The organism is Rhodopirellula maiorica SM1, from assembly GCF_000346295.1.
In the GTDB taxonomy this organism is placed as follows: domain Bacteria; phylum Planctomycetota; class Planctomycetia; order Pirellulales; family Pirellulaceae; genus Novipirellula; species Novipirellula maiorica.
This window is the reverse complement of the sequence record NZ_ANOG01000734.1, coordinates 1-12,349: the sequence shown is the minus strand read 5'-3', so window position 1 is coordinate 12,349 and position 12,349 is coordinate 1. Positions and strand designations below refer to the sequence as shown.

At 54.9% G+C, this 12,349-nt stretch carries 11 protein-coding genes; 10 read left to right on the top strand and 1 reads right to left on the bottom strand.

Annotated features, from left to right (window positions below; translation table 11 throughout):
- The 5 genes from RMSM_RS23730 to RMSM_RS23710 form a co-directional block, all read left to right on the top strand.
- Positions 1-1,046 (top strand): tetratricopeptide repeat protein (locus tag RMSM_RS23730; RefSeq protein WP_236622281.1); only part of this gene is annotated, 1,046 nt, incomplete at its 5' end.
- Positions 1,047-1,108: 62 nt separating this feature from the next.
- Positions 1,109-2,353, top strand: coding sequence for a DUF1573 domain-containing protein (locus tag RMSM_RS23725; protein WP_008702483.1), 1,245 nt, complete (start codon positions 1,109-1,111; stop codon positions 2,351-2,353).
- A gap of 30 nt (positions 2,354-2,383) precedes the next feature.
- Positions 2,384-4,168, top strand: a complete 1,785-nt coding sequence (locus RMSM_RS23720) for a multiheme c-type cytochrome (RefSeq protein WP_008702482.1) — start codon at positions 2,384-2,386, stop codon at positions 4,166-4,168.
- Positions 4,169-4,298: 130 nt separating this feature from the next.
- Positions 4,299-4,628: a co-chaperone GroES gene (locus tag RMSM_RS23715; protein WP_008702481.1), complete on the top strand. Its 330-nt coding sequence runs from the start codon at positions 4,299-4,301 to the stop codon at positions 4,626-4,628.
- A 152-nt stretch (positions 4,629-4,780) separates the two neighbouring features.
- The gene (locus RMSM_RS23710) at positions 4,781-5,317 is read left to right on the top strand and encodes an O-acetyl-ADP-ribose deacetylase (RefSeq protein ID WP_040769183.1); all 537 of its coding nucleotides are present in this window, start codon (positions 4,781-4,783) and stop codon (positions 5,315-5,317) included.
- A 146-nt stretch (positions 5,318-5,463) separates the two neighbouring features.
- Here the strand turns inward: RMSM_RS23710 and bcp are convergent, their stop codons facing one another.
- Positions 5,464-5,934 (bottom strand): thioredoxin-dependent thiol peroxidase, encoded by a 471-nt coding sequence (gene bcp, locus RMSM_RS23705; protein WP_008702477.1) that lies wholly within the window; start codon positions 5,932-5,934, stop codon positions 5,464-5,466.
- 210 nt (positions 5,935-6,144) lie between these two features.
- On the opposite strand from bcp, the gene RMSM_RS23700 reads away from it, so the two are divergent.
- From RMSM_RS23700 to mutY, 5 genes are all read left to right on the top strand, one after another.
- Positions 6,145-6,987 (top strand): phytanoyl-CoA dioxygenase family protein, encoded by an 843-nt coding sequence (locus RMSM_RS23700; protein WP_008702475.1) that lies wholly within the window; start codon positions 6,145-6,147, stop codon positions 6,985-6,987.
- A 192-nt stretch (positions 6,988-7,179) separates the two neighbouring features.
- Entirely contained in the window at positions 7,180-8,235 is a 1,056-nt protein-coding gene (locus RMSM_RS23695; RefSeq protein ID WP_052031776.1) for a Gfo/Idh/MocA family protein, read from the top strand.
- A 61-nt stretch (positions 8,236-8,296) separates the two neighbouring features.
- Positions 8,297-9,463, top strand: a complete 1,167-nt coding sequence (locus tag RMSM_RS41245) for a membrane protein (RefSeq protein WP_008702470.1) — start codon at positions 8,297-8,299, stop codon at positions 9,461-9,463.
- 626 nt (positions 9,464-10,089) lie between these two features.
- Positions 10,090-11,007: a PDZ domain-containing protein gene (locus RMSM_RS23685; RefSeq protein ID WP_144057906.1), complete on the top strand. Its 918-nt coding sequence runs from the start codon at positions 10,090-10,092 to the stop codon at positions 11,005-11,007.
- A complete protein-coding gene (gene mutY / locus RMSM_RS23680) occupies positions 11,004-12,212 on the top strand; it encodes an A/G-specific adenine glycosylase (protein ID WP_008702466.1) in 1,209 nt (402 codons plus the stop codon). The genes RMSM_RS23685 and mutY overlap by 4 nt, the downstream gene beginning before the upstream one ends.
- Positions 12,213-12,349 lie beyond the last annotated feature (137 nt).

The following is a 12,349-nucleotide window of genomic DNA, read 5'->3' as shown; positions in this document are numbered from 1 at the left end:
TGGTATGGGTTGTTGGCTTTATCGTGTTAAGCATTCCCGATATCGAAGCCGATCTGTTCGGGGTGCCACTCAGCATCGCTACGATCGTATTGACATGGAAACACCTTCGCCGATTCAGTGATCGCCATCTCCACTCGCTTGCTGCCGCAGCGATGCTCGCGATCCTGGTTCACTTGTCGATCGCTGGCGGATGGACGGTCCCCGGTGTGGCAATGTGCGTGTGGTTGATCGCCGCGATGATCTGTCGAACCGTGGCCAAGCCCGCCACTGTTAAAGGTAAAACGGCGGACTCAGAAAACGCCATCGCCAACGAAGTCGTCCACGAATCCGATTCAATGCCAAGGACTTGGAAAGAACGCAAATGGAGTAAACTCGGTTCTGCCGCCAGCGTCCTTCTTCTCGGCGGATTGGTTTGGATGTCGATCTTACCGGTTTCGCAACAACAGCGATTGTTGAAGCAGCTGGCACATCCACGGGTGAGCGGCGATTTTGAGGAAATGGATCGCTTGTTGACCGCGGCGATGGCGTCGGATCCTTGGTCCGCCGAAGCGGCGCGTTGGCGTGCGGACGCGTATCGCCGGCAAATTGTCGCCGCTGCCGCCGACGATGATGCTGCCGCGATCTCACGCCGAAGCACTTGGCAGTCGCTAATCCATCAAACCAAACAACGCGCCGGCGAGAATCCGAGCGTCTATCGCGAATTGGGAATCGAACAATTGCACGTTTTTCAGCGATTCGGTCGAGACGAAGATCTGCAGGACGCTCTGGAAACGTTTCGCCAAGCGGCTCGGTGGAGTCCCTCGAATCAGTGGATCGCAGCCCAATTGGCCGAAGTTTTGCGGGCCTCTGGGGACTCGGCCGAGGCAGCAGCGGTGGCCCAGCGAGCCGAGTGGCTCTCGGGGCTTGGTTTCAACATGGACCGGATGTTAGAAAACCAATTGATCCTGGAAGCCCGTGAAATCGGCGTGGCCGCAGCCGGCCGACCTAAAAGACGTCCTGCTAGTGAGTTATTGGTGAACCAATTAGGGCAAACCGACGTACCGTAACCCATTCATTTTCAATCCTCGAACGCTCCTTTGCCTCCTCTTATTCTGACAACGGTTGAATCATGAACAGATTTTTGGTACTGATCGTCATCGTGGCGGTTGCTGGTTCCGCAGCCGGTTGGGGGATCAACTACGCGGCCTACGGTCATCGATCCGCTCAAATGGGTGAAATGATTTACGGCGGTGATATCACCGGCGAAAACATCGACGACTATTACACCCAAGTCGCTCAAACCAAAAATCCCGAAGTCGATTTGCCCGGCGGCAGCACGTATGACTTCGGCACCATGGCGCCGGGAACCAAGGGCGAGCACACGTTTGTGATCAAAAACACGGGCGAGGGTGACCTGAAACTCCGCTTGGGGGCGACAACATGCAAGTGCACTCTGGGCACCCTTGATAACGACGTGCTCAAGCCTGGCGAACAAACCGAAGTGCGTTTGGAGTGGGACGTGAAAACCGACGCCAAAACGTTCGGACAATCGGCTCAACTGCTGACCAACGATCCTAAGCACTACGCCATCGATTTGAAAATCAAAGGTCGGGTCGTGGGCGATCTGGAGATCATTCCCGACGCGCTGACCTTTGGCGATGTGTCTGCCGACGATACGGTGACGCTCAACGCGAAAGTCTACAGTTATCTGGATCCACCGATCACAGACCCGACATTCAAATTCAGCAGCGATTCGCTGAACGAGTTGTCCGAGATCGAGATTGAACCGTTTGAACCATCCGAAGCGGATGGGGCAAGCTCATCGGCACTGCAGGGTTTTGATATCTCGATCACGATCAAGCCCGGCATGAAGCAGGGGGCCGTTTCGCAAAACGCAATGTTTGGTTTCCTTCGAGAAGGTTCCGACTCGGATGCAAGTGACGAGGAAGAGCGAAAATATTTGATTGCACCCATCACGGGCAAGATCGTTGGATCGCTCAGCATGATTCCGAATCCAAAGCTGAGCGGTTCCGAAGGGGGCAACTATATCTATGATTTCGGTGAAGTTCCGCCCGAAGGCCCCTTTACAGCGAAAACCTTTGTTGTGCTAAAGGGCCAAGATCGCGACAATACAAAGCTCAGTATTGAAAGTGTTGAACCGGAGGGGATCGTCGAGGCGACGTTTGGCGAAAAACTCGTACGTTCATCAATGACGCTGTATCCGCTGGAGATCAAATTGATTCCAGGTCCCAAGGCGATTCAGCGACTCGGCCGAAACCAGGACGACTACGGCAAAATTCGCATTGTCTCGGATAATGGCAATACAGTCGGCAAGTTGGTGGTGGGCGTCAAATTTTCAATGGAACCAAAATAGTTACCCCGTTGCTTTAGATATTTGGGTCGTATGAAGAATCAAGTTTTCAAACCTGCTTTACGCGATCCATCCGGTTTTTCGACCGATGATCCCGGGGCGATGTGCCGCCAAGGCGATTCCGACGCTGCATGTCCCAACCCGCAATCACGGTTGCTGGGGATAGGCCCTCGTCTGCTTGCCGGAGGATTGGGGATCGCCGCAGTGATGGCGATCATGGCGAGCTCGATCGATGCTCAGGCCCCCGCCGACACACCACCGGTCAAAATCGAAATCATCCCGACGCCTGCCGGGGTACCAGACGCCAAAAATCCGGGTAAAAACAATCCGGATAAGAGCAGCCCCTCTGGCAATACTCCGAACACGACTCCAGCGTCGCCGGCAAAACCCGATCATGGTGCCGAAACGCCCGAAAATTCGCTCGGCCCCGAAGACTACCGCAAATGGCCCACGCCTGATTTGACCTTGGTGCTCTCGGGCAACCAGCACGGTTACATCGAACCGTGTGGCTGTACCGGATTGGCAAACCAGAAGGGTGGCGTTGCGCGACGCTACTCGTTCTTGGAACAGTTGAAAGAAAGCGGTTGGACCTTGGCCCCCGTCGATGCGGGTAACCAAGTGCGACGCTTTGGAATTCAAGCCGAAATCAAGCTGCAGCGGACTGCCGAAGCGCTGCGTTCGATGAACTACCAATCGGTCGGCTTCGGTCCCGAAGACGTCCGACTCGGTGTCGGCGAGTTGCTTTCGGTGGCCAACCCGCCCAGCGATGCAGTCGACGATATCTTGTACGTGTCGGCGAACGTGGTGTTGCTGGACGAGCCTTCGTTCACCGCACAACACAAAGTGTTCGAACGAGGCGGCATGAAGGTTGGTGTGACCACAATCTTGGACCCCGCATCGCTCGAAAGCGAACTTTCCGCCGACATCAGCGTGAACCCACCCGTACCGGCACTGAAATCCGCGTTAGCTGCGATCAACGAGCAGTCGCCCGACTTCCGTGTGCTGACGTTTTTCGGCGAAGAGGCGGCTGCGGAACAATTGGTACGTGACGTTCAAGGATTTGATATCGTCGTTGTCTCAGGCGGCTACGGTGAACCCACCTACCAAGCCCAAACGATCGAAGGCACAAAGACGCGAATGTTGGTGACCGGCAACAAAGGCATGTATGTCGGGCTGGTCGGCTTGTACCGCGACGCGCCGATGAAGTATTGCCGAGTTCCGCTGACGGACGAGTTCGAAGACGCCAAAGAGATGCGGGAATTGATGGCGGAATACCAAAACCAACTTCGCGATCTCGGTCTCGAAGGACTCGGTCTGAAACCAATTCCGCATTCGACTCGTCGCAAATTTGTCGGCAGCAAGAAATGTGGTGAATGCCACACAACCGCTTACGAAATTTGGGAATACACGCCGCATGCCGAAGCGACCGAGTCGCTTGTCCATCCGGGCGAACGCAGCGATGTGGCACGTCACTTCGACCCCGAATGTCTGAGCTGTCATGTGACGGGCTGGAACCCTCAAAACTACTATCCCTATGTGTCGGGATACCTGTCGTTGCAAGAATCCTCGCACCTAACCGGCAATGGTTGTGAAAATTGCCATGGTCCAGGCGCCGAGCATGCCGCGGCCGAAGCCGAAGGCGCGTCGGTTACCGCACAACAGCGTGACCTATTGCGAGACGCGATGAAATTGCCACTCTCCAAGGCCAAAGAAAAGTGCATGGAGTGCCATGATCTCGACAACAGTCCTGATTTCCACATCGACGATGCGTTCGAAGACGAGTATTGGCCGCAAATCGAGCACGAAGGCAAAGATTAGTGCGGTCCAGCGTACCGCAATCGCAAGCCAGGACTACGCTTTGGGTGCCATCTCGACGAATCGGGCTTGAGAGGTGAAAATAGCCCTTTGATTGCATATTTCATCTCCCAAGTCTTAGTTTAGGGTCGTAATGGCGAAGAAGGCCGCGAGTACAACTTTCGAGTACGTAGAACCAATCGGAGACCGAGTTTTAGTTCGCAAGGACGAACCCAAACGAGAAACCCGCGGCGGGATTGCATTGCCCGATGCAGCCGAAATCCCCACGATCACAGGCCGCATCGTGACGATCAGCGCCGTGGTCGAAAACGACGAAGAATTGCCGCTCCGCCAATACGACAAGATTCTGTTCCACCCCAAGAACATGATCCCCGTCGACCTCGAACACGACAATCAATTGTTTGTGATTCCAGTCGAAGACGTGGTCGCCGTCTTTCGCAAAAATAAGCCTGAACCGACCTAGTCAGCGTTGCGGTAGTGAAACCACCCACGTGCTTTTGCCTCAGCGGCGGCATTGGCGGTAACATATAGCCTAGGACGCGCGTCCCCGGAAAACAGCAACCTGCATCCGCACAGCGTTGGGCGACAGCGGCAAAACCGATGGAGATCGATCATATGGCAAACCCGATCGCTAATCGAATTCGCCTCGTTCTGGGTGACATTACGACACTAGACTGCGATGCCGTTGTGACGGCGGCAAATGCTTCGCTGTGCGGTGGGGGCGGTGTGGATGGCGCGGTGCATCGTGCTGCCGGTCCTGAACTGGTTCGCGATTCAATGGCCTTAGCCCCTTGCCCGGCTGGCGAAGCTCGTATCACCGAAGGGCATCGTCTTTCCGCGCGGTTTGTGATTCACGCGGTTGGTCCTATCTTTCGCGATATGACCGAAGACAAAAAAACGCTTGCCAAAACATATCACTCCTCGTTGTCACTCGCTGCACAACACGACGTCGCCTCGATTGCCTTTCCCTGTATCTCCACCGGTGTCTATGGATTTCCAGCCGACGCCGCGTGTGAGATTGCGATCGAAACCGTGACCGAGTGGTTGCGATCCAACGACATGCCGCAATTTGTGACCTTCTGTTGCTTCAGCCCTCAAGACCAGACGCGATACCAGAAACGTCTAAGCGAATTAGGGCTCGCCGAATCCTAGGCAACAGGATCGGGTTTCCCTATTTAGGACGGCGGCGATGACGAGAAACCATTCGTCCGCTAACCCTCGAGTCAACATCGAGCCGTTTCGTGACGGCCCCCGCTCAGTCTTCATGACTCGAGGGGATGTCCAGGGATCCGGGCAATTTACAGTGATTTGACCGCTTCGATCACTTTGGCGTCATGGCCATCGACCGTGACGCGTTTCCAGACCTTCGCCACCTTGCCATCGGCGTCAATCAGGTAGGTCGACCGCTGGATCCCCATCGACTTTTTGCCGTACATGTTCTTTTCACGCCATGCACCGTACTTTTCGGACACTGCATGGTTCGCGTCGACCAGCAACGGAAACGGCAACGAATATTTTTCGCGAAATTTCGTATGGCTCTCCGCGTCATCCGGGCTGACACCTAACAACGCGACTCCCAATTTTTTTAGCTCGCTGTATTGATCACGAAAATTGCACGCCTCTTTCGTACAACCCGGCGTGTCGTCACGGGGGTAGAAGTAAAGCACCACGGGCTTGCCCTTTAAATCGGCCAATTTCACTTTGTTACCCGCGTCGTCTTTGAGGGTAAACGCGGGGGCCTTGGTTCCCGGTTCAATCCAATCCGCCATCTTCGTTTTGCTCCGTTTTTAGGTCATCGTTTGAATTCACCGCACACCATAATCGGTTTCCACGATCGATCACAGAGTCCTATGATTTCCCCCCCTCGGCGAACGTAATTTCGATAACATAGTGGATGCGTCCTCCACATTGACGCCCGCCCTCTGCCACGCTTGGATCACTCGCCTCAATCCTCTCCCACAACCCCATTTGGAATCCTCATGACGCCTGGACTCAGTGATGAGCAACTTGCGCACTACGACCGCGATGGTTTTCACCTCGCCCAAGAGTTGTTCGATCGTGAGGAGATCGAATTGCTTCGTCGATCCGCAAAAGAAGACAAACAACTCGACGATCATTCGTTTGGACGCGGGGATGGCGAAGGAGGTACGGTGCGGTTATCGCTTTGGAACCATCCCGGTCAAGGAATCTATGGTGCCTTTGCGAGATGTGAGCGTTTGGTTGCCGCCGCCGAGCAAATCCTGCGAGACGAACCGTATCACTATCATTCAAAAATGATCATGAAAGATGCTCGCGTCGGGGGGGCGTGGGCATGGCATCAAGATTATGGCTATTGGTACGGCAACGGGGTGTTAACGCCCAATCTGGTCAGCTGTTTTATCGCCGTCGATCCGTCAACGCGTCAAAACGGTTGTTTGCAAGTCATACGCGGTTCGCATCAATGCGGCCGAATTCATCACAAGTTGACAGGCGAACAAGCCGGTGCGGACTTGGAACGCGTCAGCGAAATTGCCAAACGGTTTGAACATATCCATGTCGAAATGGATCCCGGCGATGTGCTCTTCTTTCACGCCAACCTATTGCACCGAAGCGACCAGAATGCGAGTGAGCATCCGCGTTGGTCGATGATCTGTTGCTATAATGCCAAAAGCAACGATCCGTACAAAGAGTCGCATCACCCGCGTTACACTCCGCTGGACCGATTACCCGACTCGGCGATCAAGCAGATCGGGGCACAGCGATTCAGCGGAGATCAAACCGAGATGGCATGGTTGGATCCGAAACGAGAAGCGTCCGCCCGTCAATTAGAAGAGGACGCATGAGCGTGATAGTCGCCGTTCCAACGTCGTTGATCGCTCCGCGATCAGAATGTATGTCGTTGATCGCTCCGCGATCAAAACGCAACAATCGCGAATGCGATAAACCCCCTGCAACGTAATGATCGCGGGAGCGATCAACGACATTAAGAGCCATTTCCTAGGGACACCGTGGACGATCTCGATTACCTACCGACGATGCCGACACGGCGTGATGTTCCCATCGGCTGTATCGGCAGCGGTTTCATCATGTCCGACTGCCACTTGGTCGCCTATCGCCAATCCGGTTTCAACCCGATTGCGATCAGCTCGCGGCGAATCGAACGCGCCAAACAAGTCGCCGATCAACACCAAATCGAATCGGCCTACGATTCCTATCACCGCATGCTCGAGGATCCGCGAATCGAAGTGGTGGATATCGCCGTTCCACCGGATGTCCAGCTCGATATTGTACGCGACGTCGTACGTTACCCGCATGTCCAAGGCATCCTCACGCAAAAACCGCTGGCGGGAAACAGTGCAGATTCAAAGCAAATTGTGAAGTATTGTGCCGACGCCGGGATCACGCTTTGTGTGAACCAAAACATGCGGTACGATCAATCGGTTCGGGCCTGCAAATCTGCGATCGATCGTGGCATGCTCGGTCACCCCGTGCTCGCGACGATCGAGATGCGAGCGGTTCCGCACTGGATGCCCTGGCAATCGCGTCAGGGCTGGCTCACTTGCCGGATCATGTCGATCCATCATCTCGACACGATGCGATATTGGTTTGGCGAACCCGAGCGTGTGTTCGCCAGTTTTCGAACCGATCCGAGGACCAAATTCAAGCATGTGGATGGAATCGGACTGTACATTTTGGAGTACGCGAGCGGACTGCGGTGCATGATTTGCGACGATGTCTGGGCTGGACCGGTTCGCGAAGGGGCCGCCGAAGACATCGGGATTCGCTGGCGAGTCGAGGGCACCGAGGGAATGGCAAAGGGTACGATTGGATGGCCACGCTACCCCGATCGCCAGCCCAGCACGATCGACTTGACCACCACGGAATCGCCGCGATGGCACCATCCACGATGGGACCAGGTCTGGTTTCCCGATGCATTCGCCGGTCCCATGGCAGAGTTGCTCGTTGCGTTAGAGTCGGGAAGTGAGCCGACAATGAACGGTGACGACAACTTGAGGACCATGGCATTGGTCGATGCCTGTTATCAATCTGCAGCCGAACATCGTGCAGTTCCAATACCAACAACATGCTAAAATTGACTCAGGGATTCACCCGATGTGATCTCCTTGTTTCGTCCCATCGATTTGAAACGGTTTGATCATTTCTAACTCAGCCATCAATCCATACGAACCACCACGCAGCGATCCAGCGGTCGAAAATCCGTTGGCATTCGATGATGAGTTACGGACATTCGAGCGGCTCGATTTTCAGACCGAATTGACTCGTGGGGACATTCGCGAGGGCATCGCACGGACCAATATTCGCACCGACTTGGTCAGCATGCGGACGTTGGCTTCGATTGTCATCTTTTTCTGCTTTTACATTGGATTCCTCAGCCTAGTTGCGTCTCCGAATTCAACCGTCGCGTTGCTGTTGTCGATCCCAATCGTCATCACCGCAGCACTATTGTGGGTCCGCTATCGGGCGTTGAACCGAGCAGTGAAATTGAACGCGCATCGTTGTGGTGCCATTCACGGTTACATCGATCGCGACCTGATGATGATCGTGCATCCCGACCAGACACGATGGCTGAAAATGGAACATCTCGTCAGCGTTGGCCAGAGCCGGAATGTGTTGACGCTTTGTTTCGACGCGACCCAGATGCAATTTGACGTACTGCCGCTACGTGCATTCGCCGATCGCAACCTCGCCATGATGCTGGCCAAGCGTTTGTGTCAACTGCGTCCGCCTTGTCCGATCCAATACATCGACCCGCGGCGTCAAGTCTTGGCGGATGACGTTCCCGCGTGTAGCCCGGATGAGAACGCGGCGTTTTTCGCAGGCGGGATCTATGCGGACGATATTCGAGACACCGTGCTGGGGCGACGATGGCGCTGGGGCTTGGTTCGATTCGCGTTGCTGTTTGGTTCGGTCGCGATCAGTTTAATCGTAGGATGGTTCTATTTTGTCGGATTCACCTGGTTCGGAATCCTCGTCGGTGTGATTTTGTTGTTTGTGCTCAGCAAGCCCGCTCGTTCAGTAATCAAGGCCCGCCAAGCGACCTTCAGCAACACCGATCCGCTGTTGATGTCGTCGGGGTGGTTCGATGCGACAGGTCAATTCAGCATGGCGACGACCGGTCAATCCAAGGCGAATTGGTCGCTGTTCGAGACCGCCGAAATCACCGATCGCATGATTCAGCTAAAAATCAAAGGTTGCGATATGTACCATTTGGTTGCAAGACGCCAATGCAGTGACGATGCATCGTGGCAAGCCGCCTGCGATTTTGTCAAACAATATGGACCGCAGGCGGTGCCATGAAATACAAAGTGGGTGGGTACTGCAGTAGCGTCCATGCCATCTACTTTGGTAGCGGCACGGCGTGAGCCGTCCGGTTGAGGCGAGTACAACGTTCGGTTTAGACCGGGCGGGCGCCGCGCCCAATGCCATCTACTTTCGTAGTGGGACTCGCCAGAGTTCCTGGTGTTTCAACAGCAAAGATGGGAATTCTGGCGAATCCCACTACTTGAGCATCTCCAGTGGTTGCCAAAGTAGATGGCATTGGGGCCCTAGGTTAACGTCAAACGTCTCGGCGCAATGTCAGGGCTGACGCGCGGCCACCTAACCCAGTACCATACAAGGGTCACCATTCGGGTCCACGTTGGAAGTGTCATCGAAATGAACCAAATTGCACTGAGATTGCTGATTTTGCTCGTTTTGTCTTGGTCGTGGACCGTTTCCTCGCCTGGCCAAACTGAAACCGAAACCGATCCGACTGCGGAAGAAGCCACCTCCCCCCCGACAACACGGCCACGGCGTCACCCGAATCGAAGCCGCTCTCCTACTGGGTCCAACAGCTCAGTAGCGACCAATTCCATCGACGCAAACTTGCCACCCAAAAACTGATCGATGCTGGCCCCGACTCGGTCACCTTACTGGTGGATGCGATGAAGGTCGGCGATCTGGAAACGGTCGATCGAGCGGTGCACGCGCTCAGTACAATCGCACTGAAACAGCCTCCGAACGAAGAGGACGGGGCGTTAGGCGAATTGCGAACGCTAAGTGTTCACGCCGCCGGGAGCCAAGCGGCGTTGGCCAAAGCAGCAGTCGAAGAAATCCACGAGGTCCGCGCCACCCAGGCGCAAGAAGCACTCGGCCGCGCCGGAGTCATCATCGGCGTCGATCAATTCCTCGTCCGCGCCATCAGCACGCCGCAGATGGTGGTCCAGATCGATGAAAATTGGTCCGGTGAAATTGATTCGCTCAAATGGCTGCGCTGGGTGCGAGCGATCGAGTTTGCTCGCGTCAAAGGGCCCGCCGTGCGACGTGATGTTTTGGAACAACTTGTCACGATGCCCGACCTGAACACGATCGCGGTGGTCGAAGGCCAAGTCGATGCACAAACGCTGCGTCCGCTGCAAAAGATGAAACACGTCAGCTCGATGGAATTTCGCTATGTTCCGCTGACACCGGAATTGGGTGACGAAATTACAAAAATCCCGATGCGAATTTCGCTGAATCTGATGGGCACCGGAATCAGCAAAGAAAAGGTCGAAGAGATGCGGCAGCAGCTTCCCGGTTTGACGATCGATCATCGTCAGGGAGGCTTTCTTGGCGTCAGCTGTATCAATGGATTTGATGTTTGTCGCATCAACGAGGTCATCCCCGGTTCGGCAGCCGAGACGTCGGGACTGCAACGCGGTGATGAGATTGTTCAGATCGATAAAACAGAAATTGGAAAATTCGAGGACTTGCAAAATGCCATCAACCAGAAGGTCCCCGGTGACGAAGTCGAAGTCAAGTTCCGTCGCGGTGATGCCCTCGAATCAGTGAAGCTAAAACTTGGAAAGTTGAACCAGCGGTGACGTCCAAACCAAAGCGAGACACAAAGGCCAAAGCCAAGTCGAAACCGCAACGTCCCAAACCCGAACCGCCGCCCCATGATCCGATCTGGCAACAATCGGCATGGCGAAGTCGGACGCGGCAGCGATTACTCGATTGGTTTTCAGCGAACCATCGTGTGCTGCCTTGGCGATCGGACCCTCAACCGTATCACGTGTGGATCAGCGAAATCATGTTGCAACAAACTCAAGTTGCGACAGTGATCCCCTACTACGAGCGTTTTCTAAAACAGTTTCCCACGGTTGCCGCACTGGCCTCTGCGGATGAATCGACCCTGCTTTCTCATTGGGAAGGCCTTGGCTATTACCGCCGCGCTCGATCGATGCACGCGGCAGCAAAGCAGATTTGTGAGCAACACGACGCGATCTTTCCCACGACGTTTGACGACGTGATCAATCTGCCTGGAATTGGTCGGTATACCGCAGGCGCGGTTTTGTCGATCTCCCAAGGCCAAGCTTATCCGGTGCTCGAGGGAAATACGCAGCGGGTCTACAGCCGCTGGGTCGCCATGCAAGGCGTCCTCTCCGAGAAACCAACGCTCGATCTACTTTGGCAAATTGCCGCGGCGATGTTGCCCAAACAAAATCGTACCGACAATGATGCGGCAAATCAGCGTGGGCCAGGAATCTTTAATCAAGCAGCGATGGAGCTCGGCGCTTTGGTTTGCACTCCGCGGTCCCCCAATTGTGATCAGTGCCCGGTGCGAGCAGGCTGCTGTGCACGAAAGCTTGGCATTCAAGAAACGATCCCCGGTAAAGTCAAAAAAATCCAATACGAGGATCGCACCGAGTTTGCTTTTGTGATCGCAAACCGAGATCAATCGCAATTCCTGGTTCGACCGATTCCTGCGGGCGAGCGTTGGGCGGGACTTTGGGATTTCCCTCGATTGACCACCGGCGAAATTGAAAATGAATCAGTCGCTGCGACGCATCTGCATGAGACGCTATCGACCCCCATCTCAGTTGGTGATCCGCTGATGTCGATGAAACATGCGGTGACCAAGTACCGAATTCGGCTGAACGTTTTCAAAGCAACCGTTGCCACCCGAGCGACACGCCAATGGAAACCGCCCGCGCCGTGGAAGTTTGCAACGCTCACCGAGCTGGACGAATTGCCGATGAGCGTGACGGGACGAAAGATTGTCAAGGAACTAAGCAAAGGTCACTGACCGCGCCGTGAGCCTGACGCGGTTCGGGACTCCATAGCGTAGCTGCTCCTCGCGGCCCCATTCAAAACGATGTGGAGAGGTTCGCCCGAACACTTCATAGCCAATCTGTTTCTCTTAGCCAATCTGTTTCATGTAGT

What these genes read in the sequence shown, in the direction of transcription:
- RMSM_RS23720 (WP_008702482.1), top strand. Translation starts at nt 2,384, where the DNA reads ATGAAGAATCAAGTTTTCAAACCTGCTTTACGCGATCCATCCGGTTTT.
- RMSM_RS23725 (WP_008702483.1), top strand. Translation starts at nt 1,109, where the DNA reads ATGAACAGATTTTTGGTACTGATCGTCATCGTGGCGGTTGCTGGTTCC.
- RMSM_RS23715 (WP_008702481.1), top strand. Translation starts at nt 4,299, where the DNA reads ATGGCGAAGAAGGCCGCGAGTACAACTTTCGAGTACGTAGAACCAATC.
- RMSM_RS23685 (WP_144057906.1), top strand. Translation starts at nt 10,090, where the DNA reads ATGAAGGTCGGCGATCTGGAAACGGTCGATCGAGCGGTGCACGCGCTC.
- bcp (WP_008702477.1), bottom strand. Translation starts at nt 5,934, where the DNA reads ATGGCGGATTGGATTGAACCGGGAACCAAGGCCCCCGCGTTTACCCTC.
- RMSM_RS23710 (WP_040769183.1), top strand. Translation starts at nt 4,781, where the DNA reads ATGGCAAACCCGATCGCTAATCGAATTCGCCTCGTTCTGGGTGACATT.
- RMSM_RS23700 (WP_008702475.1), top strand. Translation starts at nt 6,145, where the DNA reads ATGACGCCTGGACTCAGTGATGAGCAACTTGCGCACTACGACCGCGAT.
- RMSM_RS23695 (WP_052031776.1), top strand. Translation starts at nt 7,180, where the DNA reads ATGCCGACACGGCGTGATGTTCCCATCGGCTGTATCGGCAGCGGTTTC.